At 65.6% G+C, this 24031-nt stretch carries 17 protein-coding genes; 11 read left to right on the forward strand and 6 right to left on the reverse strand.

The window, feature by feature from the left end; genetic code table 11:
- On the reverse strand, positions 1–1178 hold a 1178-nt coding region (locus tag RUU78_RS22230; protein ID WP_313919948.1), incomplete at its 3' end, for a malic enzyme-like NAD(P)-binding protein.
- 380 nt (positions 1179–1558) lie between these two features.
- Here RUU78_RS22230 and RUU78_RS22235 point away from each other — a divergent pair.
- Together RUU78_RS22235 and RUU78_RS22240 are read left to right on the forward strand one after the other, a co-directional pair.
- Positions 1559–1966, forward strand: coding sequence for a YbaN family protein (locus RUU78_RS22235; RefSeq protein ID WP_313919949.1), 408 nt, complete (start codon positions 1559–1561; stop codon positions 1964–1966).
- A gap of 312 nt (positions 1967–2278) precedes the next feature.
- Complete coding sequence (locus RUU78_RS22240; protein ID WP_313919950.1) at positions 2279–5671, forward strand: hypothetical protein; 3393 nt, start codon at positions 2279–2281, stop codon at positions 5669–5671.
- A gap of 106 nt (positions 5672–5777) precedes the next feature.
- Here the strand turns inward: RUU78_RS22240 and RUU78_RS22245 are convergent, their stop codons facing one another.
- Entirely contained in the window at positions 5778–6368 is a 591-nt protein-coding gene (locus tag RUU78_RS22245; RefSeq protein ID WP_313919951.1) for a YceI family protein, read from the reverse strand.
- Between the two features lie 38 nt (positions 6369–6406).
- Positions 6407–7012, reverse strand: a complete 606-nt coding sequence (locus RUU78_RS22250; RefSeq protein WP_313919952.1) for a malonic semialdehyde reductase — start codon at positions 7010–7012, stop codon at positions 6407–6409.
- A 297-nt stretch (positions 7013–7309) separates the two neighbouring features.
- Here RUU78_RS22250 and RUU78_RS22255 point away from each other — a divergent pair, with 297 nt between their 5' ends.
- Positions 7310–8326: a mitochondrial fission ELM1 family protein gene (locus RUU78_RS22255; RefSeq protein ID WP_313919953.1), complete on the forward strand. Its 1017-nt coding sequence runs from the start codon at positions 7310–7312 to the stop codon at positions 8324–8326.
- Positions 8327–8371: 45 nt separating this feature from the next.
- Here the strand turns inward: RUU78_RS22255 and RUU78_RS22260 are convergent, their stop codons facing one another.
- The 3 genes from RUU78_RS22260 to RUU78_RS22270 all read right to left on the reverse strand — a co-directional run bounded on the left by RUU78_RS22260 (position 8372) and on the right by RUU78_RS22270 (position 12581).
- A complete protein-coding gene (locus tag RUU78_RS22260) occupies positions 8372–9844 on the reverse strand; it encodes an oligopeptide:H+ symporter (RefSeq protein WP_313919954.1) in 1473 nt (490 codons plus the stop codon).
- Between the two features lie 167 nt (positions 9845–10011).
- A complete protein-coding gene (locus tag RUU78_RS22265; RefSeq protein ID WP_313919955.1) occupies positions 10012–11511 on the reverse strand; it encodes an oligopeptide:H+ symporter in 1500 nt (499 codons plus the stop codon).
- A gap of 218 nt (positions 11512–11729) precedes the next feature.
- Entirely contained in the window at positions 11730–12581 is an 852-nt protein-coding gene (locus RUU78_RS22270) for a tryptophan 2,3-dioxygenase family protein (protein WP_313919956.1), read from the reverse strand.
- Between the two features lie 288 nt (positions 12582–12869).
- Here RUU78_RS22270 and pdhA point away from each other — a divergent pair, with 288 nt between their 5' ends.
- The 8 genes from pdhA to RUU78_RS22310 all read left to right on the forward strand — a co-directional run bounded on the left by pdhA (position 12870) and on the right by RUU78_RS22310 (position 23735).
- Positions 12870–13958 (forward strand): pyruvate dehydrogenase (acetyl-transferring) E1 component subunit alpha, encoded by a 1089-nt coding sequence (gene pdhA / locus RUU78_RS22275; protein ID WP_313919957.1) that lies wholly within the window; start codon positions 12870–12872, stop codon positions 13956–13958.
- Between the two features lie 246 nt (positions 13959–14204).
- Positions 14205–15185, forward strand: a complete 981-nt coding sequence (locus RUU78_RS22280; protein WP_313919958.1) for an alpha-ketoacid dehydrogenase subunit beta — start codon at positions 14205–14207, stop codon at positions 15183–15185.
- 1 nt (position 15186) lies between these two features.
- Positions 15187–15543: an SH3 domain-containing protein gene (locus RUU78_RS22285; RefSeq protein ID WP_313919959.1), complete on the forward strand. Its 357-nt coding sequence runs from the start codon at positions 15187–15189 to the stop codon at positions 15541–15543.
- A complete protein-coding gene (locus tag RUU78_RS22290; protein ID WP_313919960.1) occupies positions 15540–16982 on the forward strand; it encodes a dihydrolipoamide acetyltransferase family protein in 1443 nt (480 codons plus the stop codon). The genes RUU78_RS22285 and RUU78_RS22290 overlap by 4 nt, the downstream gene beginning before the upstream one ends.
- 204 nt (positions 16983–17186) lie before the next feature.
- On the forward strand, positions 17187–19730 hold the full coding sequence (locus tag RUU78_RS22295; RefSeq protein ID WP_313919961.1) for a hypothetical protein: 2544 nt from the start codon (positions 17187–17189) through the stop codon (positions 19728–19730).
- A gap of 377 nt (positions 19731–20107) precedes the next feature.
- Positions 20108–20656: a hypothetical protein gene (locus RUU78_RS22300; protein ID WP_313919962.1), complete on the forward strand. Its 549-nt coding sequence runs from the start codon at positions 20108–20110 to the stop codon at positions 20654–20656.
- A gap of 76 nt (positions 20657–20732) precedes the next feature.
- Positions 20733–23261 (forward strand): hypothetical protein, encoded by a 2529-nt coding sequence (locus RUU78_RS22305; RefSeq protein ID WP_313919963.1) that lies wholly within the window; start codon positions 20733–20735, stop codon positions 23259–23261.
- A gap of 90 nt (positions 23262–23351) precedes the next feature.
- A complete protein-coding gene (locus RUU78_RS22310) occupies positions 23352–23735 on the forward strand; it encodes a VOC family protein (protein ID WP_313919964.1) in 384 nt (127 codons plus the stop codon).
- Positions 23736–24031: the final 296 nt, after the last annotated feature.

Here is a 24031-nt window from a genome sequence, read left to right on the forward strand (position 1 = left end):
AGTTCCACCAGCAGGCGCGGATCGAACGGCTGCGGGATCAGGTATTCGGGGCCGAACGACAGCGGCTTGCCGCCGTAGGCGCGTGCCGCGACGTCGCTGACTTCGCGCCGGGCGAGCGCGGCGATCGAATGCACGCAGGCTACCTTCATGGCCTCGTTGATCGTCGTCGCGCCGACGTCGAGCGCGCCGCGGAAGATGTACGGGAAGCACAGGGCGTTGTTGACCTGGTTCGGGTAGTCCGAACGCCCCGTCGCGATGATCGCGTCCGGTCGTACGGCCTTCACCTGCTCGGGCAGAATTTCCGGGTTCGGATTCGCGAGCGCAAGGATGACGGGCCTGTCCGCCATCGTTGCGACCATCTCGGGCTTGAGCACGCCGCCGGCGGAAAGGCCGAGGAAGATGTCCGCACCGGCCACGATCTCGCCGAGCGTTCGCGCTGTCGTGTCACGCGCATAGCGCGACTTGTCGTCGTCCATGTCCTCGACGCGGCCGGTATAGACCACACCAAAACGGTCGGCGACGGTGATGTTGTCCGGCTTGAGGCCAAGTTGCACGAGCATGTCGAGGCAGGCGACGCCGGCCGCACCGGCACCGGAGGCGGCGAGCTTGACCTTGCCGATGTCCTTGCCGACGACCTTGAGCGCGTTGATCACGGCTGCGCCAACGATGATGGCCGTGCCGTGCTGGTCGTCGTGGAACACCGGGATCTTCACGCGCTCGCGCAGCTTGCGCTCGACGGTGAAGCATTCCGGCGCCTTGATGTCCTCGAGATTGATGCCACCGAACGTCGGCTCCAGGCTCGCGATGATGTCGACGAGCTTGTCCGGGTCCAGTTCGTTGATCTCGATGTCGAACACGTCGATGCCGGCGAACTTCTGGAACAGCACGCCCTTGCCTTCCATGACCGGCTTGGCGGCGAGCGGTCCGATCGGACCGAGACCCAGCACCGCCGTACCGTTGGTGATGACCGCGACGAGATTGCCGCGCGCCGTGACGGTGGAAACTTCGCGGGGATCCTCGACGATGGCCTCGCAGGCCGCCGCGACGCCGGGGGAATACGCGAGCGCGAGATCGCGCTGCGTCAACATGGGCTTGGTCGCGACCACCTTGATCTTTCCGGCGGGCGCGAGACGGTGATATTCGAGAGCGGCTTTCTTCAGTTCGTCGGCGTTGGACATGGCGACCGTAAGTAGTAGGCAAGCGCCCGGAAGCGATTGCTGCGCAAGGGAAAATTGACGGGGCCGGATTATACCACAGGGGTCGCGGGCGGCTTTGACGCATAGCGGCGCGAGCGCGGCAGGATGCGACATCGCCGCCGGCCGACATGCCGCGGCGCGGCGCCGACGCATGCGGGCAATCCGGTCTCGCGGTTGTACGAGCGGTAGACCTAAGCGTGCTCGCGTCGGACTGCCGAATCGGCCAAGCCATGGCGCAGGATGTGCGAATACGACGTGGCGCTGAGGCCGCATTGCCGATGTTCCGGCAGGTCTCGCGGCCAAAGCCGACGCTTCACGCTATAGTCCAGCGCCGCCCGCGTACCGCGTTACAGGTGTCGTACTTGTCGGAACCCTCGCCCAAGCTGGCCAGCAAACGCCTCGAACGAGCGCTCTGGCTGGGACTCGCAGCAATATCACTCGCGCTGGGGGTCATCGGCATCGTCCTGCCCGTAGTGCCGACGACCCCGTTCATACTGCTTGCGGCATTCGCCGCGGCGCGCGGCTCCCAGCGCCTGCATGGCTGGATGCGCAATCACCCGCACTTCGGACCGATGCTGCAGGACTGGGAACGCGACGGTGCCGTGAGCCGACGCGCCAAGTACTTCGCAACCATCACCATGCTTGGCAGCGCCGTCGGCCTGTTCGTATTCAGCCCGCACTGGTGGATGGCGGCCATTGTCGCCGCAATCATGCTTGCCGTTGCGATCTGGCTGTGGAGACGGCCGGAACCCGGGCCGCGTTCCGGGTAGCACGCGCGCAGGCGGCGCACCTCACGCCGTTGAAATTCCGCCGCCCGATTTCAAATCCTGCATGACGTCGCGGCGGATACGCCGCGCGCGCAGCACAACCTTCGCGACCCGGGCGACGCGCGAGTGCGCAGCTCGCGCCGAGGTGCGGCCATGACCGCATCGCGCCAACAGGGAGACATCTTTTCGCGCTGTCCACAATGAATCTCCTGTGCCATTTTCTTCTCGCGTGATCCCTGAGCACCAGCCTCCCCGTATGCCCACGGGACCGCCGGCAATCCGCCGGCAGCGAATCGGGCTACGAGGAGAGAGATCGTGAAACGCTTGGAACTGACACGCGCACTACTGCTGTTGATGGTCGCCACCGGATCCGCCGGCGCTTATGCGCAGGTACCGGGCGGTTCGACGACATTCACACCGACCTGCGCAACCGGCACGCACCTGGAACACATCAGCGGCATCAATGGCATCGTCGATCCGGATTCGCCGGATGCGCCGAATCCTGACGAATACCGCTGCGTGCGCGACGTGCCGGCAACCGCACTCATCTGCGGCAGCAACGGCAGCGTGCAGATCGGCGAAGCGGGTGCCGTCTGCGGCTGCTCAACCGGCTATGCCGGCGACAGCTGCAACGTCTGCGCGACGGGCTATGAGCAGGATGCGGCCGGCGGCTGCGCACCGGCCGCCGTCAATCGCGACCTCGTCATCATGGGCGCCGACCGTGTCGTGCCGTTCGGCACATCGACCGTGCTCAGCGCCGAATACCTGACCGCACCAGGCCGCACCGCGACCGGTTCGTGGCAACTGCGCGGCGAACCGACGGAAGTGGGTTGCCTTGCAACCGTCGATCAACCGGCGGTGTGCCTGTCGCAGGTCGACGGCAGCCAGGCGATCTATACATCGCCGGCCAGCGGCGACAAGCTCGTGACCAACCAGGTGTCGTTCTTCCCGGCCGGCGGCGTCCAGACGCAGGTCGACATCAAGGCCGACATGCCGGGCCAGATTCCCATCAACGGCTGGGCGAACTACGCCACGCTGCCGGTCGTCAACGCGGTGCTCGACTTCATGAAGGCGCGCTGCATCGGCGCCGGCTCGCTCGGCATCGCCAGGAACGGCCAGGTCGTCGCCGCACTCGGACTGGGCATGAAGGACGGCCGCAACGCCGAGGAGATCTACAACCCGGCCTGCAGCAGCGATGCGACCGATCCGTTCAAGCCGAATGCCGGCGAGATGCACTACAACACACCGTTCATGTTCGGCAGCGTCAGCAAGGCGACGTCATACGCGACGGCGCGCTGGGCGATCAAGGATGCACTCAAGCACCAGGACGTCGACCTGCGCGTGATCAACCAGTCGGCCAACCGCGTCGTCAGCGCGCACCGCACGCTGTTTGGCAACCTGCGCATCACCGTGTGGGGCGTGGATGCCAGCGGCACCTTCACCGAGCAGGGCGCGCACCAGCCCGAGCAGGTCAAGGACTTCCAGCTCGTGCGCATGGGCGACACGCGCTTCGTGCTGATCACGCGCAGCAACGAGAACAAGCTGCATGTCTACGCCTACAGCATCGGCGCGAACGGCGTGCCGGCCGTGACCGACACGCTGCTCGGCGTGACCGAAGTGAAAGAGGTTCTGGTCACCGCGATCAAGGACCAGCGCATCGTCGTCGGCCTGCGCCGCGCGAACGACACGCTGCAGATGCGCACGTTCAAGCTCGAAGCGAACAACCAGTTCACCGCACTGGATACCGAGAACGGCGGCACCCTGCGCGATCTCAGCCTCGTTGCGCTGCCCGGCACGGCGCGCGTCGTCGGCGCCGCGCGCCTGGCCTATCCGGACGTGACCAAGCTCATCGTCTGGGACGTGGCCGACAACGGCACGCTGACGCGCGTGCATGAAACCACGCTCGACAATACGTACTACGGCGACGTGCGCCTGCAGATGGCGGCGCTGAGCACCAGCCGCATCGTCATCGGTTCGCAGCGCGGCCGCATCGGCGCGCTGGGCCTTGACGTGCTCTCGGTCGCCGGCAGCGGCGCGCTGGCGCCGGTTGGCTCCACGGGCATCGACAATGTGCAGGATTTCCGCCTGCAGACGCTCGCTTCCGATCGTTTCGCTGCAGTCATCCAGGACGGCAGCGACAACGGCACGGTGCGCCAGTTCACGCTGAGCAGCCAGGGCTATCCCTACCAGCTCGGCGCGAGCAGCGCGGCCGGCAAGGTGCGCTCGCTCGATCTCGCCAATGCCTCCAGCGCCGGCTTCGGCATGGGCTTCGTCACCGCACTGCGCGAAAACAGCGACACGCTGCGCCTGGCCTCGTGGGATGTCGCGGGCACCACGCTGACCAAGCTCAAGCAGGGCACGACCAACCTCAAGACCCAGGACTACGGCTGGACCGATACCGACGTCGAAGCGCTGTCGCTGGTCGGCTACGATTTCCCGAACGCACTGATTCCGCAGCGCCTGCATGAGATCGTCGCCGGCCATGTCGAGCCGCCGATGCACTTCAACGCGACCGACGAACGCACGGATCCGGCCAACACCTGCACGGCGACGCAAGCGCCGGGCTATCCGAAAGCCGATGCACGCTGGAAGAACATTCGCCTCGGCGATTTCTTCGCCCACCGCGCAGGCCTCAACAGCAGTGCGATCGCCGCCGAAACGCTGATCGACCAGAACCTCGGCCAGATCCGCGGCCTGACCACCAAGGGCCAATGGGCTGCGCAGGAAGACCGCCTGCGCGAGCAGTGGGGCGTGCAGAACGTCAAGGACGCACGCGTTGCCGCCGGCATGACCTCGGTCGTCAACTACGCCGCACCGGACGGCTTCCTGCTTCCGCCGATCACGCTGGAGGAAACCCTGGTCGGCTCCGCCTCGATGTGCCTGCCCAACCCGCAAGGCGAATACCACTACTCCAACACCGACCCGCAGTGGGTACGCATGGCGATGGAGCACCTGAGCGGCAAGTCATACACGGCCGATGTCGGCAAGCCCGAGGCGACCGAAGGAACACTGCTCAATGACTTCCTGAAAGCGGAACTCGGTTTTGGCTCCAACGGCCTGGACAACATCTTCGCCCGCCCCGCCGCACTGAATGCACAAGGCAACGATCCGTTCGGCGGCCCGAAGGCGCGTCACTGGGACAGCAGCATCAACGGCTACTACAACAGCTACTGGGACATGAAGCGCCCGATCTGCCGCTGGACCAACGGCACCTGCAGCATCGCCAATCCGAAGACCGGCCCTAGCCTCAACTGGAACGGCGAAATGGAAAAAGTGCCGCTGCTGATGCGCTCCACCGGCCAGGGCGCGGCCACCGGTTCGCTTGGCGTGCAGATGCTGCCGCACCTGAAATTCATGGCCAAGTTCAAGGCGTCCGGCTACGACAGTGGCCCCGCGCTCGGCGATCCGTTCAACTCAAGCATCGGCGAACTGCGCAACGGCGCCTGGACCGACGGCAACGCGCACAGCGGCGGCGACAACGGCACCTACGCCTACGCCGTCCAGTTCGGCGGCGGCACCTGCAAGATCTCCGCCGGTGTGGACCTGATCATCTCCTTCAACCAGTGGCAGGACACACAGTGCAACACCGGCAAGACCAGTTGCGCAGGCAACCCGAAGCGCTACCAGGAGTTGTACAACCTGCTCAGCACCGCGGTCTGCGCCAGCGACTGGACCAAGGCGACGCCCGTGCCGTGGCTCAATGACTGATGCTTGAGCTGCACCCTGAAACGAACAAAGGCCCCGCTTGCGGGGCCTTTGTTCGTCTACAAAAAGCGGCAGCGCGCCTGTCATCCCGGCGCGCCGCCGTGTTGCATCAACCCGCCTTCTTGGCCTCGCCGGCCTTCAGCGTTTCGGTCGTGATGTGGATCTTCACTTCATCGCTAACGTTTGGCACGTAGTTGCCCATGCCGAAGTCGGAACGCTTGACGGTGGTGACGGCATCGAAACCGGCGGCCGGCTTCTTGGCCATCGGGTGGTCGCCGATCTTGTTGACGGTGACGTCGAGTACGGTGGACTTCGTCACGCCGTGGATGGTCAGGTCGCCGGTGACCTTGAGCTTGTTGTCGCCGGCCTTCTCGACCTTGGTGCTCTTGAAGGTGGCGGTCGGGAACTTGGCCAGGTCGAAGAAATCGCCGCTGCGCAAGTGCTCGTCGAACTTCGGCACGTCGGTGCGCAGGCTGTCGACCGGAATGGTCACGTTGACCGACGACTTGGTCAGGTCCGCCGTATCGAGCATCACTTCGCCCTCGACCTTGGCGAAACGCGCCGACGGGTTGGACAGACCGAAATGCGTCCACGAGAACACGACATTGGTGTGGTTGCCGTCGAATTCGTATTTGTCGGCAGCGGCCGCAGTGAACGAGGCGGCGACGAGGGCGGTAGCGAGAGCGAGCTTGCGGAACATGGGGAACCTCCGGGGGTAGGTGGGGACTGCTTACGCGTTCAAGCTATGCGACAAGCCTGGTCGAAGGTGAAGCGCGGGTTGCGCGGTTTCAATACCTCGGGATTGCCGTACCCGATGTTGACCAGGAAATTCGACTTGACCTGGGTACCCGCAAAAAACAGTTCATCAGCCAGTGCGTTGTTGAATCCCGACATCGGTCCACAGTCCAGGCCGAGCGAGCGCGCGGCCAGAATAAGATAACCGCCCTGCAGCGACGCGTTGCGGAATGCGGTGTTGTGGATAACGTCAGGTTTACCCTCGAACCACGAGCGTGCGCCGGTATCAGGGAACAACAAATCCATATGTTCATAGAACGCGTAGTCGCTGCCGATCAGCGCGGTGACCGGCGCGGCCATGGTCTGGTCCACATTGCCGCCGTCGAGCGTGCGGCGCAGCAAGGCCTTGGCTTCCGGCGAACGGATGAACACGATGCGCGCCGGCGAGCAGTTCGCGCTGGTCGGCGCGAGCTTGGCCAGGTCGTACAACTGCACCAGTTGAGCGTCGGTGACCGGCGTGTCGAGCCAGGCCTTGTCGGACCCGCGGAACGTGCGGGCGTGGGCGAACAGCTGGTCAAGCGCGGCGGCATCGATCGGAGAATGCGACATGGATCTTCCTGGCAGACGACCGCGGCTATCCTTAGGAAGCCTCTGAACAAGTCCTGGCACCATCGCTTTTGTACTCGGCACCAGATCTCCACAACCCCGCCAAATGCCTGCTGCGCAGGCATTTGGCCGCCCCCTTGACTCAAGGGGGCTCCGGAATCAAAAGCAGATATCGACTTGTTCAGAGCTTCCTCGGGGGGCGCAGTCTAGAGAGGGAAAGGGGGCCGGTCATTGTGCCCGGCGAAAACAGATTGGTGAACCGCGCTCTACAATGCGCGCAACGTGTTGCAGATACGGATCATGCCGGAAACAGCCACCACCTGCTGGGTGATCACCGACGGCGCCGCCGGCAACGAACGCCAGGCGCTGGCCCTGGCCGGGCACCTGGGATTGCCGACCCGCGCCTGGCAACTGGAACCCGCAGCACCCTGGTCCTGGCTGGCACCGCGCCTGCTCGTCGGCGCACGCCTGGCCTTGCCGGCCACGCAGCGGCGGCAGTTCGCTCCGCCCTGGCCCGCGCTGGCCATCGGCTGCGGCCGCAGCGCCGCCCTGTTCACCCGCGCACTGCGCCGCTGGAGCGACGGACACACATATGCGGTGCAGATCCTCGACCCGCGGATCGATCCCTCGGAGTACGACCTCGTCATCGCGCCGCAACACGACGGCCTGACCGGCCCGAATGTCCTCACCCCACTGGGCTCGCTCAACCCCATCGACGCAGACTGGCTCGCCGACGGCGCCGCGGCCTTTCCCGATCTCGCCCACCTGCCCTCGCCACGCCGTACGGTGCTGATCGGCGCGAATCATCGCGACGTCGCCGTCGATACGCAGTATTGCGTCGCGCTGGTCGAAGCGCTGGCAAACAAGCACGCCGCGCACGGCGGCAGTTTTCTCGTCAGCACCTCGCGCCGTACGCCCGCGCCGCTGACCGCGTTCCTGCGCAGCGCCTTCGCCAAATTCCCCGGCGTGTTCTGGGCCGGACCCGACGACGGTCCGAATCCCTACGCCGGCTTCCTTGCGCACGCGCAGTCGATCTTCGTGACGCCGGATTCGGTGAACATGCTGTCGGAAGCCTGCGCCGTCGGCGTACCGGTCAGCACCTGGCTGCCGCAGGCAGCGACCGGAAAACTCGGCCGCTTCCATCGCGCGCTGATCGAGGCCGGACAGCTGCGTGTACTCGGCCAGGCCGCGATCGAACCGCGTCCGCCTGCATTGCGGGAAACGGCGGGTATTGCGGCAGAAGTACTGCGGCGCTGGCACGAGTCACATGCGCTGACGGAACGGCAGGCGCAAGGGCGCAGCGACACGCACCGCTGAATCCATCACTCGGTTCCCGGTCGTTGCCGCCGGCCAAACCGCCCCTCACCGCACCCCATGCATCAGCCGGTTGATGAACGGCGCGAAGATCAGGAAGGCCGCGCCCATGCCGAAGCCGGCGTAGGCGATGAAGGTATAGGTTTCCACGTATCCCGAAATGCCGGCGTTGGCGGCGACGGCGAGGGATGCGGTCTTCCCGGCGACCCAGTTGCCCATGGCCGAGCACAGGAACCACGCGCCCATGGCCATGCCGGTCTCTTTCGGCGCGGCGAGCTTGCTGACCATCGACAGGCCGATCGGCGACAGGCACAGCTCGCCCATGGTGTTGAAGGCGTAGACCAGGGCCAGCATCAGCCACGGGATATGGCCGGTACCGTCGTCGAGGTATTTGATGCTCAGCAGCAGCGTGGTGAAGCCGATTGCGACGAGGATCAGCGCGATGGCGAACTTGCGCGGCACGGAGGGATTGAGGTTGCTGTTTTCGAGCTTGGGCCAGAGCCAGGCGAAAACCGGGCCGAGCAGCAGGATGAAGACCGGATTGAAGGACTGGAACAGGGTGAAGTCGAACGGCGAATTGACGTGGTCCTTGGCGAAGAAGTTCAGGCTCGAGCCGGCCTGCTCGAACATGCCCCAGAACAGGATCTTGGCGAGGAACAGCAGCAGCATCGCGATATAGCGGTGCAGCTGGATGCGATCGCCGCTCTTGATGCTGCTACCGATGAAATAGCAGGTCAGCACGGCGAACATCAGCAGCAGGATGTAGCCGACCAGATTGGCCCGGCTCAGCAGCAGGTAGGCGACCGGCACGCAGGCGATGCAGCCCAGCGCGACGATGGCGACGCGCTTGAGGTTCTGCGCGGGCGCAGGCGACTCGCCGATGTGACCGAGCCAGCCGCGCAGCCAATGGAACATGATCAGTCCGAGGATCATTCCTATGCCGGCGCAGAGGAAGCCCCACTTGTAGCCATAGGTGGCGCCGATGATGGTGCCGCAGACCCAGGGCGCGAGCGCGCCGCCGGCGTTGATGCCCATGTAGAAGATCGTGAAGCCCGAATCGCGGCGCGCGTCGCCGGGCGCGTAGAGCTTGCCGACCAGCGTGGAAATGTTGGGTTTGAACAGGCCGTTGCCGACGACGATGATCGCGAGTCCGGCGAGGAACCACGGCAGTTCCGGAATCAACAGCAGGAACAGGCCCACGGCCATGAACGCGCCGCCGAGCATGATCGACGGCCGGTAGCCCAGGTAGCGGTCGGCGACGAAGCCGCCAAACAGGCCGGTCGCGTAGATCAGCGCGGTGTAGGCGCCATAGGTCAGGCTCGCGGCGGCCTTGGCCTCACCTTCCGGCAGCAGGCTGAAGAAGGTCGTGGCCACGTAGACCGCGAGTAGCGCGCGCATGCCGTAGTAGGCGAAGCGTTCCCAGAATTCCGCGCCGAACAGCATCCACAGCGGACGCGGATGGCCGATGAATTCGCCGGGCGGCGGCGGCTGGAACGCCGCGGGAGTCGTCGTTACGGTCATGCGTGGTCACCTCGCAAAAAAACGCCACGGCCCGGAATGACGGGCCGTGGCTTTGTCCAGAATTTACAGTGGCGGCACAGTCCGCAGCGCAGACCGGTCACTCGCCGGCAGGCGGTGGCCGGTCCGGCAGCAGTGCTCATCCGCGCGAACGGAGAGCGACGGCTGTGCTACCGCACGCCGTGCATCAGCCGGTTGATCAGCGGCGCGACCACGAACAGCAGTACGCCGGCACCGACCAGCGCATAGAAGCCGAAGGTATAGCCCGACAGCGCCGAGCCCACGCTCATGCCCGAATCGCCGCTGACGTGCCCGGCGAAGATGCCCGACAGGTTGTTGCCGATGCCGGTGGAAAGGAACCAGCCGCCCATGCCGAAGCCGACCAACCGCACCGGCGCGAGCTTGGTCACCATGGACAGGCCGATCGGCGACAGGCACAGCTCGCCCACGGACTGGATCACGTAAACCATGAACAGGGTCCAGAACGGAATCTTGCTGTTGCTGTCGACCAGGTGAGTCAGGGCATACATCAGCAGCAGGAAGGCCAGGCCGTTGAAGATCAGGCCCAGGGCGAACTTGCGAGGGATGATCGGATTGCTGTTCTTCATCGCCACCCAGATCCAGGCGACCAGCGGCGCCAGCGCGATGATGGCCAGCGAGTTGACGCTCTGGAACCAGGCGGTCGGGAACGTCATCCAGCCGAGGTCGCGCTCGACGATGCTTTCGGCGAGGAAGGTGAACGAGCTGCCGGCCTGCTCGAAGAACATCCAGAACAGGATGTTGAAGGCGAAGATGATCAGCATCGCGATGGTCTTGTCGCGCGCGACGGCGCCATTCTTCACACCCTCGATCAGCAGCGTCACGGCCAGCGCGGCAAACATCGCGGTGAGCACCCACTGCAAGGCTTGGGCGCCGAGCGCGAGCAGGAAGTACGCGACCGGAATCACCACGATCGAACCGATGATCACGTAGACCACGCGCTCGCGCCCCGCCGCTTCCGGCAGCGGCGCACCGATGCCTTTGAGCTGGGCGCGACCGAAGTAGAACCACACCAGCGACAGCAGCATGCCGATGCCCGACGCGATGAACACGACCTTGTACGAGGGCATGCCGCCGGTGCCGAACACGTTCTCGGCCAGTAGCTGGGTGATGATCGGCGCGACGAAGCCGCCGACGTTGATGCCCATGTAGAAGATGGTGAAGCCCGAATCACGACGCAGGTCGTTGAGCGCGTACAGCTTGCCGACCATGGTCGAGATGTTCGGCTTGAACATGCCGTTGCCGACGATGATCGTCGCCAGGCCCAGCTTGAAGATTTCCTGGTTCGGAATGGAAATCATGAACAGCCCGGCCGCCATGAACACGGCGCCGACGAGGATGGAGCGCTGGTAGCCGAGGATGCGGTCCGCCACATAGCCGCCGCCGATGGCGCCGGCGTAGACCAGGGCGAGGTAGGAACCGTAGGTCAGATTGGCCGCGGCCTGGCCGGCGGCATTGCCGTCGTGGAACTGCGCGACGATGTACAGCACCAGCGCCCAGCGTATGCCGTAGAACGCGAAGCGCTCCCAGAACTCGGACATGAACAGCATCCACAGCGGCTTCGGATGCCCCATGAATTGTGGAAATTCGGGCGGCGCGGGCTGCTCGCCCGTGGTGGCGTAACCGCTCATGCGGTGGGTCCCCTGCGATTTGGGTGGAAAGAGAGTCGCGGAACCGCTTGGCGGCACGACGAAAGAGCCAAATCTTTAACCGCTGCGCCTAGGCCAAGTCAAACCGGTACTTTGCTGCAGCGCGACATAAGTGCGTCCGGTGAAGCCGACGGCGCGTTGCCGGAGCCGCACCACGGCAACGCCTGCAAGGCCGCCGCTGCGCCATGCCGGCCCCCGCGTCAGGTGCCGATGACCGTGCGGACCTCGAACAATTCTGGAAAGAACGTCAGTTCCAACGCGCGTTTGAGAAACGCCACGCCGGACGATCCGCCGGTGCCGCGCCGGAAGCCGATGATGCGCTCGACGGTTTTCATGTGGCGGAAACGCCAGAGCTGGAAGCTCTCCTCCAGGTCGACGAACTGTTCGCACAGGTGATAGGCCGACCAGTACTGGTCGGTGTTCTCGTAGATGCGGCGGAACACGTCGATGAGTTCGGGGTGACGTTCGTAGGGCTGCGACCAGTCGCGCCCGATGCAGACCTGCGGTACGCCGTGGCCCTGGCGCGCCAGATGACGCAGGAACTCGTCGTAGAGGCTTGGCGAATGCAGCACGGCGCGCAAGGATTCCTGCTGCGCCGGTGCGTGGGCGAACACGGCGATCATGTCGGCGTTCTTGTTGCCGAGCAGGAATTCGATGGTGCGGTACTGGTGCGACTGGAAGCCCGAGGCGGGGCCGAGCACATGACGGAACTGCAGGTATTCCGACGGCGTCAGCGTTTCCAGCACGGCCCACTGCTCGAACAGCTGGCGCTGGATCTGCTTGACGCGGGCAAGGATCTTCAGGCACGGATCGATGTCGTCGGCGGCCAGATTCGCGATCGCCGCCTTGAGCTCGTGGATGATGAGCTTCATCCACAATTCCGACGTCTGGTGCTGGATGATGAACAGCAGTTCGTCGTGGTGCTCCGGCTGCGACAGCGGCAGTTGCGCCGACAGCAGCGTATCGAGCTGCAGGTAGCCGCCGTAACTGATCCGGTCGGTCAGGTCAGTCGTAATGCCGGCTTCGAGTTCGCGCTTGATCGTATCGGTCACGGTCGTTCTGGCCCAGAGATATCCGGACAAGCATACGCCATCCTAACCACCGGCCCGGCTATGATGGCAACTCAGCGGACGCAGAAAAGCGGGAGCGGTAAATGCTGCGCCCGAACTTGCTTCGCTACGGTTGCCTTGCTATCAAGGCAGCCCCTCGACCGGCGCGATCCGCTGCAGCACTGGATCTGCGCGCGCGCTGGTCATCGACGCCGGTAGCCCTGCGCCACCGCGTTTCCGCCGTCGGCGTGCTGCCGTATGCACGCTTTGCACCCTTTTGCGGAGGCTTTCGTGTCTATTGCCGCCAGCTTTGAAATCGAATACCTGCAATACCTGGATGCGGAAGGCAAGCTCGTCCGCAACGACCTGCCCGAGTTCGCGCGCGACACCAAGCAACTGGTCGAGCTGTACAAGACCATGAGTTTCGTCCGCGTGTTCGACAGCAAGGCGGTCGCGCTGCAGCGCACCGGCAAACTCGGCACCTACGCGTCCTGCCTCGGCCACGAAGCCGCGCATGTCGCGATCGGTTCGGCCATGCACGTCGACGACGTGTTCGCGCCGATGTACCGCGAATACGGTGCGCAGTTCGTACGCGGCGTGAAGCCGCGCGAAGTGCTGATGTACTGGGGCGGCGACGAACGCGGCAACGATTTCTCCGGGCCGGCCCACGATTTTCCGTGGTGCGTGCCGATCGCGACGCAGTGCCTGCACGCGGCCGGCGCGGCGCTCGCGTTCAAGATCCGCCAGGAACCGCGCGTCGCGGTCAGCGTGGTCGGCGACGGCGGCTCGTCCAAGACCGACTTCTATGCGGCGATCAACATGGCCGGCGCGCAGACGCTGCCGTACGTGAGCGTGATCGTGAACAACCAGTGGGCGATCTCGGTGCCGCGCTCGGCCCAGACCGGCGCCAAGACGCTGGCGCAGAAAGGCATCGCCGCGGGCCTGGAATGTCTGCAGGTCGACGGCAACGACATCATCGCGATGCGCACGGCCATGGACTACGCGATCAAGCGCGCCCGCCACGGTCACGGCGGCATGGTCATCGAGGCGGTCACGTATCGTCTGTCGGACCACACCACGGCCGACGACGCGCGCCGCTACCGCCCCGACGGCGAGGTCAAGGAGGCCTGGGGACGCGAACCGCTCAAGCGCCTGCGCGCCTATCTGGTCGCGCAGAAGGCGTGGAGCGACAAGCACGAGGAAGCCTGGAAGACCGAGTGCGAGAAGCTCGTCGACGTCGAGGTCAACGCCTATCTCGAGACCAAGGTTCAGCCGGTCGAAGCGATGTTCGATTTCGTCTATGCGGAGCTGCCGGTCGACCTGCAGGAACAGCGTGCGCAGGTGCTCGCGCTGGAGCAGGCGCGCGCGGCGAAGCATTGAGTGACGTAGAGCCCTCTCCCGCTCGCGCGTTGCGCCTGGGGGAGAGGATTGGGTGAGGGGGGCGAAACGCCTGCGAAGCTCAGCGAACGGCTCTCGCGACCGCACAGGGTTTGCGGCAACGCCGCGACAAGCGAACGCCGAGGATCGTAACTGCTTCTCCCCGCTCACCCCGACCCTCTCGCCCGCGCCAACGCGGGGGAGAGGGAGAAAAAAGCACACTTACCCTTTTTGCGGGAGCCGGTTGCAATGGCGCAAATCACTCTGATCGAAGCCCTGACCATGGCCATGGCCCATGAGATGGCCAAGGACCCGTCCGTCGTCGTGCTCGGCGAGGACGTCGGCATCAACGGCGGCGTGTTCCGAGCCACGGCGGGACTCAGCGAGAAGTTCGGTCCCGTACGGGTGCTCGATACGCCGCTGGACGAGACCACGATCGCCGGCGTCGCCGTCGGCATGGCCGCGCAGGGCATGAAGCCGATCGCCGAGGCGCAGTTCGACGGCTTCGTCTATCCGATGGTCGACCACATCGTCTGCCACGCGGCGCGCTTCCGCACGCGCACACGCGGGCGCCTGACCTGCCCGATGGTGCTGCGCATTCCCTGGGGCGGCGGCATCCGCGCGCCGGAGCACCATTCGGAAGCGAACGAATCCATCTTTACCAATGTGCCCGGGCTGCGCGTGGTCATGCCGTCCTCGCCGTCGCGCGCCTACGGCCTGCTGCTCGCCGCGATCCGCGATCCGGATCCGGTGATCTTCTTCGAGCCCAAGCGCATCTATCGCCAGTACAAGGAAGAAGTCGCCGACGACGGCGAGGCGCTGCCGCTGGACGTCTGCTTCGTGCTGCGCGACGGCTCCGACGTGACGCTCGTGACCTGGGGCGCGCAGGTCAAGGAAACGCTGGAAGCCGCCGACGCCCTGGCGAAGGAAGGCATCAGCGCCGAAGTCATCGACGTGGCCACGCTCAAGCCATTGGATTTCGACACCATCCACGAATCGGTGAAGAAGACCGGCCGCTGCGTCATCGTGCACGAGGCGCCGCGCACCGCCGGCTTCGGCGCCGAAGTGTCGGCGCGCCTGGCCGAGCACGCGATGTACGACCTCGTCGCGCCGGTCGAGCGCGTCACCGGCTACGACACGCACATCCCGCTGTTCCGGCTGGAAATGAAATACCTGCCGAGCGTCGAGCGCATCGTCGCGGCGGTCAGGCGCACGCTTGCGGCGAGCTGAGATGATCGCGACCCTGCTGCGCGACTATCGCAGCCAGTACACCGATCCTCTGCGCTTCGCCCGCGGCGAGACGCTGTCGCTCGGCGCGCGTGACACCGAATGGCCGCAGTTCGTCTGGGCCACCGACGCAGGCGGACGCAGCGGCTGGGTGCACGAGCGCTGGCTCGACACGGCCGACGCCGCGACAGCGACCGCCGTGCGCGACTACACCGCGCAGGAACTGGATGCGGTCGCTGGCGAGCGCGTGCGCCTGATCGAAGAGGCCGGCGGCTGGTACTGGGTTGAGAACGAATGCGGTGCGCAGGGCTGGCTGCCTGCGCGCGATCTGTCTATGGAACGGGAGCGAGGCGACGCATGAGCACGATCAAGACATTTTTCCTGCCCGATCTCGGCGAGGGCCTGCCCGACGCCACCATCGTCGAATGGGCGGTCAAGCACGGCGACATCGTGCGCCTGGATGCACCGCTGGTATCGATGGAAACGGCCAAGGCCGTGGTCGAGGTGCCGTCGCCGTATTCCGGCAAGGTGGTCAAGCTGCACGGCGCCAACGGCGACGTCATCGTCACCGGCGCGGCGCTGGTCGAGATCGAACTCGATGCCAGCCTGCCGCAGCGCGCCGATGCGCAGGACACCGGGCATCACCATGGTCCGCCCGCCAGGACGGCGGAACCCGCGCTGCCCAAGGGAGCGGGCGAACCCACGCCACAGGCCGGCGACAGTCAGGTGGTCGCGTCGGACAACGGCGGCGAGATCGCCAGCGGCCAGCCCAAGCCGCGCGAAGACGCGGGCACTGTGGTCGGCGCGATGGAAGCGAGCGACCGCGTGGTATCCGAGCAGGTCGTGTCGGTCGGCGGCGTCAAGGCCATGCCGGCGGTACGCGCGCTGGCCAAGAAGCTCGGCGTGGATCTCGCGCGCGTCGCGCCTAGCGGCGCCGGCAGCGTGGTCACGATGAACGACGTCAAGGACGCCGCGAGCAAGGGCACGGCACGCGTCGGCAGCGCGCCCGCGGCGCCTGCGCCCGTCGCCGCGGCAGCGGCTCCCGCGACGACGCCAACCCCGGCAACGGCAACCCCGGCAGTGGCTCCCGCGCCGCAGCGCACCGCCGTCTCCGCCTCGGGCCAGCCCATGCGTACGGCGCCGCCGGGCGCACCGGCTGCGCTGGGCCAGCCCGAACAGCTCAAGGGCGTGCGCCGCAACATGGCGCGCGTGATGGCCGACGCGCATGCCAAGGTCGTGCCGACCACGCTGTGCGACGACGCCGACCTGCATGCCTGGCTGCCCGGCAACGACATCACCGGCCGCCTGATCCGCGCGCTGGTGCGCGCCTGTAAAGCAGTGCCGGCGCTCAACGCCTGGTTCGACGGCGACAACCTGACCCGCACCATGCATCCGCATGTCGATGTCGGCATCGCGGTCGGTACCGAGGACGGCCTGTTCGTGCCGGCGCTGCGCAACGCCGACGTACTCGACGCGGCCGGACTGCGCCAGGCCATCAACCGCTTGCGCGACTCGGTGCGCAACCGTTCGATCCCGGCGGAAGAATTGAAAGGGTATACGATTTCCCTTTCCAACTTCGGTGTGTTCGCCGGCCGCTACGCCACGCCCGTGGTGGTGCCGCCGTGTGTCGCCATCGTCGCGGCGGGCAAGCTGCGCTTCGAGCTCGTGCCCGTGATGGGCGGCGTCGAAACGCACCGCCTGATGCCGCTGTCGCTGACCTTCGATCACCGCGCCGCGACCGGTGGCGAAGCGGCGCGCTTCCTCAAGGCCATGCTCGACGATCTCGCGCTGGCGTCCTGATCCGGACCGTAGAACTCGCGGGCTGGTTTACCGACGGCGCTGCGCGGGCGCGGCGCCGTCGGCTCTTCATGCTTCGCCGCGGCGAGCACATCGACGCCGCACTCCGGCGGCCTTCGACCCGGGCACTCTTGCACAACAGTTTCGCGTAGTTGCTGGCCAAATGCCGCATGATAGGCGCGACCATTCTGCCCGCGGGACAGCACCATGCTCCCTATCACCCTGCACCGGATAGTTCTTGCCTGCCTGGCCGCGACCGCATTGCCGGCGGCTGCCGTGGACCTGTCGATCGTCAGCCGGACGTCCGTCGCCGTACCGATGGACACGAACTCGGACAGCAGCGGCACCACCGGTATCAGCGACGATGGCCGCCATGCGCTTTTCTTCTCCGACGCCAGCAATCTGATTGCCGGCGACACCAACCTGTCCACCGACCTGTTTCTCTACGACCATCAGGAGGGCAGTATCGAGCGCGTCAACCTCGGCAGTGGCAATGTGCAGGCGAATGCGGACACCCTGCTGAAGGCTGACCTGTCGGCCGATGCGCGCCATATCGTGTTCGAGTCGCGCGCGACCAACCTCGTCGCGTCCGATACGCACGGCACCTGGCAGATCTACCTGCGCGATCGCCTCACCCAGACGACCACCCTGGTCAGCCGCGGCCTCGACGGCAGCGGCAGCACGACCGGTGGCTACGCGCCGCAGATCAGCGCCGACGGCCGATATGTCGTATTCATCAGCTACGACCCGCTCGTCGAGAACGACTTCAATCTGTCCAACGACGTCTATCGTTATGACCGCGTCGGCGGTACGCTCGACCTCATTTCGGTAGCCGAGAACGGCGAAATCGGCGACTTCGGCTCGGACGATGCGCGCATCTCGGCGGACGGACGCTACGTCGCATTCCGCACATTTGCCTCGAATCTCTTCGCCGGCGACGTGAACTTCGCGCACGACATCGTGCTCCGCGACACCGTCGGCAATGTCAACGTCAATGCGAGTATCAGGCCGGGCGGCGGCCAGTTCGGCGCGATGCACGACCTGGCAAGCGGCAACGCCCTATCGGCCGATGGCCGCTATGTACTGTTCAACACTGACATGGCGATCGACCCTGACGACAACGGTTCTTTCACCGATGGCTTCCGCTACGACCGGGTCACGAACCAGAGCGCCCGTGTCACCCGCGGTCCCGGCGGCGCGCTGCTGCAGCACGGGGCGATCGCGCGCGCGTTGTCGTCCGATGGCAATGTCGTACTGATGGAATCCACCGGCGACGATCTCGTTGGCTTCCCGACGCTCAACTACCGTCGCAGCTACGTGCGGGACATTTCCACCGGAATGATCAGCCCGGTAAAGGTTCGTCCCGGAGGCTTCCACGCCTATGACGAAATTCCGGACTGCGGACTGTCCGGCAACGGCGCGGTCGCCTACTGCAGCACGTATACCCGCGCGCTGACGGACAGCGACCAGAACTATTTCAGTGATTTCTTTCGCAGCGAGATCGGTGCCGACGGCGGCATGCGCGTTAGCCGCCCGCTGCCCGATCCCGTCGCCGCCGCCAATGGCGACAGCGGCGGCCTGGTCGCCGGTGCCAGCGACGACGGCCGCTACGTCGTCTTTGACTCGTTGGCGGAAAATCTCGTTACCGGCGACATCAACGGCGTACCCGACGTATTCCTGCGTGACCGCGTGCTCGGCACGACGCAGCGTCTCAGCGTGACGACGGCCGGGGATCCGTCAACCTGTGCAAGCCGCGAGCCGAGCATCACGCCGGATGGCCGCTACGTCGTGTTCCAGAGTTGCGGCGCGCTGGTGCCGCAGACGACCGGCACTACGGTGCAGATCTACCGCTACGACCGTATCGGCGGGCAGCTCGAACTGGTCAGCGCCGGATCCGATGGCATTGCGTCCAATGGACACTGCCGCGACGCGAGCATTTCCGCCGACGGCAATGTCGTGGCATTCCATAGTGCAGCCACCAATTTCGGCGTCACGACGCCAGCAGCGGGCGGTGTTTTCGCGCGCAACCTTCCGGACGGCACGACCACGCTGGTGAATCGGCCGCCGAGCGGAACGGCGAACGGCATCGCGCTGAACGCCCGCGTCAGCGGTGATGGCCGCTGGGTATACTTTTCTGATTCGTCGAGCAACCTCGTTGCCGGCGACACCAACGGCGTGACCGATGTGTTCGCCTTCGATCGCGACGACGGCACCGTGCATCGTCGCAGCCTCGACCCGTCGGATCAGGAACTCGCGAACGCCAGCTCGTTCATCGGCACGTCACACGACGGCAGCAAGGTCTTATTCAAGACTCAGAATTTCGTCTGCGCGGGCAGCGCCGATGGGTTGGTCGTGCGGAACGTGGCCGACGGACAGGCAAGGTGTGTCAGCGCCGACAGCGTCAATCACATCGGTTACGTACCCCAGAACTCCGCAGCCATTTCGGGCGATGGCAAACGGGTCGCGTTCACGACCCGCATACCGCGACCGCCGTACGAGGTACCGGCCGTTGAAACCGTCGTACTGCATGACCTCACGACGGGGCGCGTGCACGCACTGCTGCCCCCGGACGTCAACCGGTACTCGCGCATACTCCATCTTTGCGCCGCAGGCGACTGTCTGCTGTTGGCGAGCCCGGCCAACAACATCGTGCCCGTGGACCTCAACAACCGCTTCGCCGATGTGTTCATCGCGCAGCGCCTGATCGACGGCACGCTGTTCCGCGATGGATTCGAGACAGTGGCGCCTTAGCCGCGCCCCCGGCAACGCGACAGCGATTTGCAGAGCGCGAGAAGGGCCGCACGCGGACGAAGGCGGCAACCGGATCCGCGAGGTGTTCATCGAAATATGGCAGCCTGGAGGCGACTGGTTCGCCGACGCTTCGAATCGCCCTGGCCGGCTGTCGCGGGCCAAGCCCGCTTGCGTCGTTTTGGAGCAACCGATTTTTCCTGTTCTCGAAAAGCGGCCTATGTCGCACTGCGCCTGATCGCTGCCAATGCGGCGCAAACTGGCGCCGAGGGGCTCCGGCCAGACTACGGTCTACCTGCACTGGCCCGGGGTGGGCCTGGGAGCGCGTCCGCAGGCGTCTGATAAACTGCCGACTTCTTCGTCCGACCAGGGGAATCGGCGTGCAGGAAAGCAACCCATACGCGCCGCCGCAGGCGCGCATCACGGCGCGGCCCGTCATACTGGACGACGGCTCGCAGGTCTGGCGCCACGGTGATTCCGTCCTGATGACGCCCAGCGGCGATCTGCCGCCGCGCTGCGTCAAATGCAACGCCGATGCGGAACAGCCGGTCAAGCCGCGCACGCTGTACTGGCACACGCCGTGGCTGTACATCCTCGTGATCATCAGCATCCTGATCTACATCATCGTTGCGTTGATCGCTCGCAAGAGCGTCAGCGTCAGTCCTGGGCTGTGCACCGCACACCGCGGCCTGCGCCGCAACGTGATCCTCGGCAGCTGGCTGGCTGCGCTCGCGGGGTTCGGCCTGATCGGCGTCGCGATCAGCCAGTCGAGCGGACCGCCGGCCCTGCTCGGCGCGGTCGTGCTGATTGGCGCGCTGGTCTTCGGCATGATCAAGGGCCGCATCATCTACGCCGCGCGCATCGACCAGAACCGCATCGAGCTCAAGGGCTTCGGTGAGGCCTTTCTTGCTTCGCTGCCACGGCGCTGATACGCGGTTTCCCCCACGCAAGCGGGCATTCGACGACCTATAGATGTTTTACTTTATGCACAAATATCAATTACTGATGTCACTCGCCGTCGCCTGCGTTGCGGCCACGCATCCTGCCACTGCCGTCGAGATCGAACTCGTCAGCCGCACCACGCTCGCCGGGCCGATGGACGGCAACGGCCCGGTCGGGCGCATCAACGCGCTGACGCCGGATGGTCGCCATACGCTGTTCAGCTCGACGGCCAGCAACCTCGTCGCCGGCGACACGAACCGCGGCGCCGACCTGTTCCTCCATGACGCCACGACCGGCAGCGTCGAGCGCGTCAGTGTCGGCGCGGGCGGCGCCGAAGCGCAGGGCAACGTGGGCACGATCGGCGCGGCCAGCGACGACGGCCGCTACATCGCGTTCGACAGCGATGCGCCGGGCCTCGTCGCCGTGTCGAACCAGGGCCGGCGCCAGATCTACCTGCGCGACCGCGTCGCCGGCACCACGACACTGCTGACGCAGGTCGGTGGCGTCGCTGCCATGGCCGACAGCGCGAACGCGCAGCTCAGTGCCGACGGCCGCCATGTCGTGTTCGACAGTTATGCCGCGTTCGACGCGAACGACACGAACGGAGTGCGGGACATCTATCGTCTCGACCGCCAGACCGGCCAGTTCGAGCTGATCTCGGTCAGCGTCGACGGCCGCATCGGCAACAACAGCAGCTATGAACCGCAGATTTCCGCCGATGGCAGTGCCGTCGTGTTCTATACCTGGGCCAACAACCTGGTCGCCGGCGATACGAACAACTTCTGGGACCTGCTGCTGCGCAAGCCCGCCGCCGGCAGCACACAGCGCGTGAGTCTCAAGGCAGACGGTTCGCAGCTGACCGATTTTCCAACGCTGACGCTGAGCCACGCGCTCAGCGGCGACGGCCGGTTCGTCGCGCTCAACGCGTACGAAGGGCTGGTCGCCGACGACACCAACGTCGCCACCGACGGCTATCGTTACGACAGCCAGACCAGCAGCGTGGAGCGCGTGACCCTGGGCCCCGGCGGCGTGCAGATCGCCTTGGGTGCCGCCATCAGCGCGCTGTCGCGCGACGGCAACAGCATTCTCATGCAGTCCGGGGCTCCCGATATCGTCACCGGACAACCTATCGGCAACTCGCGCGTGTTCCTGCGCGACCTCGCCGGCGGTGCGATCACGCACGTCAGCTTCCGCGCCGATGCCGAGCAGATCGGGGACGACGCACGCGGGGCCCTGTCCTCCAGCGACGGCAGCGTCGTCGTCGCCCTGGCGACCGACAGCTTCGTTGCCGGCGACACGAACCGCATGTACGACGCAGTGCGGCAGGACGGCCGCACCAGTCCGGCCCAGCGAGTGTCGGTGCCGTCCGCCGGCATCAGCCTGGCCGCGGCCAATCACAACAGCGGCGACTGGAACCACGGCTTCGCAGCCAGCGAGGATGCGCGCTATGTGGCGTTCGGTTCGCAGGCCAGCAACCTCGTGGTCGGCGACACCAACGGCGCGAACGACATCTTCGTGCGCGACCGTCTGCTCGGCACCACCGAACGCGTGTCGGTCGGCTCGGACGGAAGCCAGGGCTTCTGTGGTAGCAGCTACGTCGACATCAGCGCCGATGGCCGCTACGTCGTCTTCCATAGCTGCTCGGCCTTCGTGCTGGCGACGCCCTTCGCGCGCATGGATGTCTATCGCCACGACCGCCTGACGCAGACGACGGCCGTCGTGAGCCTGACGCCCGGCGGCGCGATGCCGAATTCCTACAGCTGGTTCCCAACGGTTTCCGACGACGGCCGCTACGTGGCCTTTTCATCGTGCGCAACGGATCTCGTCGCCAACGACGGCAATGGGTTCTGCGACATCTTCGTGCGCGACATGCAGGCCGGCGTGACGCAGCTCGCGAGTCCCAGCCACGACGGCGTGGGTTCGAACAGCGACACTTACGAATCACGCATTTCCGGCGACGGCAGCACGATCGCGCTGGCATCCATGGCGACCAATCTCGTCAGCGATGACACCAATGGCGAGCACGACGTATTCGCCTTCAACCGCGTCGCGAATCTCGTGACGCGCGTCAGTGTCCCCGCACCCGGCGGCCAAGCCGACGAGGCGAGCTATTTCCACGACATCTCGCGCGACGGCACGCAGGTGCTGTTCACGAGCTTCGCCACCAACTTCGGTACGCCGATTCCGTTCTCGGGCCTGTACGTGCACGACCGCAGCACCGGTACCAATGAGCTCGTCAGCCGCTCCGTCACCGGCGACGCGCTCGGCGGCAATTTCAACTCGGCAGCGATCTCCGCCGACGGACGGCGCGTCGCGTTCATGTCCGACGCCCTGAATACGGGACTCGGCGATGGCCTGAAATTTGTACTCTACGAACGCGACCGCGCGCGACTCGGCCTCGTGCTGCGCCTGGACACCTACCCCTCGACCAACGGCGAAATCCACTTCGACGGCAGCGGCGGCCGGCTGCTGTTTTCCAGCAGCGACAACCGCCTCGTCGAAGACGACGCCAACAACCATTTCGCCGACGTGTTCCTGCTCGACCGGATCGTCGACTATCTGTTCGACGACGGCTTCGAAACGGCGCAGTAAAACGCAATTCTCTGCACGTACGACCGGGCCGGCTTGACTTGCGGCCCGGCGCGCCGGCTACAGTGGCGGCTCCAACAAGGAGCCACCGCCATGCACCACAGCCGCCTGTGCACAGTGGTACTCGATTGCAAAGTGGATGACCTGGCCGAGTCGGCCGAGTTCTGGAGCCGCGCGCTGGGCAAGCCCATCGTCACGCTGGACCAGGACGGCGACGGCCGCTACGCCGAACTCGAGACCGCCGACGACGAGCCCATCATCCTGCTGCAGCGCGTGGAACACGAAAGCCGCGTGCACCTGGATATCGAGTCAGACGACGTGGACGCGGAAATGCAGCGTCTCGAGGCGCTCGGCGCGAAGCGGATCGCGTTCCGCCACGGCCGCTGGTGGGTCATGGAAGCGCCGAGCGGGCATCGTTTCTGCGTGGTGCGGCCACAGCGCAAGAAGTTCGGGCCGCATCTGAACCGCTGGGATTGAGCGCGCCGGCAAGAAATTAGGGGGTGGTTGAGTTGGAGGTATCGGTGACCGATTCGCATGAAATGGCAGCCGCAGGTTCTGCCTGAACAGCGAGGCCAACACCATCCCCACCCAACCCTCCGGCCCGTTGGGCGTTCAGGACGATGAGAACCTTCGATTCTGGGCCATCATCCTTCACCCCCTTGAAGGGGAGGACTAAAGCTACTCGGCGAAAATCTCTCTTAAAACAAGCCATTTTCTACGCGATGCGATGACAAGCCCTCCCCTTCAAGGGGAGGGTTTGGTGGGGATGGTGT

This window comes from Tahibacter sp., assembly GCF_032229445.1.
GTDB lineage: Bacteria > Pseudomonadota > Gammaproteobacteria > Xanthomonadales > Rhodanobacteraceae > Tahibacter.

What these genes read in the sequence shown, in the direction of transcription:
- RUU78_RS22245 (WP_313919951.1), bottom strand. Translation starts at nt 6,368, where the DNA reads ATGTTCCGCAAGCTCGCTCTCGCTACCGCCCTCGTCGCCGCCTCGTTC.
- RUU78_RS22250 (WP_313919952.1), bottom strand. Translation starts at nt 7,012, where the DNA reads ATGTCGCATTCTCCGATCGATGCCGCCGCGCTTGACCAGCTGTTCGCC.
- RUU78_RS22255 (WP_313919953.1), top strand. Translation starts at nt 7,310, where the DNA reads ATGCCGGAAACAGCCACCACCTGCTGGGTGATCACCGACGGCGCCGCC.
- RUU78_RS22260 (WP_313919954.1), bottom strand. Translation starts at nt 9,844, where the DNA reads ATGACCGTAACGACGACTCCCGCGGCGTTCCAGCCGCCGCCGCCCGGC.
- RUU78_RS22265 (WP_313919955.1), bottom strand. Translation starts at nt 11,511, where the DNA reads ATGAGCGGTTACGCCACCACGGGCGAGCAGCCCGCGCCGCCCGAATTT.
- RUU78_RS22280 (WP_313919958.1), top strand. Translation starts at nt 14,205, where the DNA reads ATGGCGCAAATCACTCTGATCGAAGCCCTGACCATGGCCATGGCCCAT.
- RUU78_RS22285 (WP_313919959.1), top strand. Translation starts at nt 15,187, where the DNA reads ATGATCGCGACCCTGCTGCGCGACTATCGCAGCCAGTACACCGATCCT.
- RUU78_RS22290 (WP_313919960.1), top strand. Translation starts at nt 15,540, where the DNA reads ATGAGCACGATCAAGACATTTTTCCTGCCCGATCTCGGCGAGGGCCTG.
- RUU78_RS22295 (WP_313919961.1), top strand. Translation starts at nt 17,187, where the DNA reads ATGCTCCCTATCACCCTGCACCGGATAGTTCTTGCCTGCCTGGCCGCG.
- RUU78_RS22305 (WP_313919963.1), top strand. Translation starts at nt 20,733, where the DNA reads ATGTCACTCGCCGTCGCCTGCGTTGCGGCCACGCATCCTGCCACTGCC.
- RUU78_RS22310 (WP_313919964.1), top strand. Translation starts at nt 23,352, where the DNA reads ATGCACCACAGCCGCCTGTGCACAGTGGTACTCGATTGCAAAGTGGAT.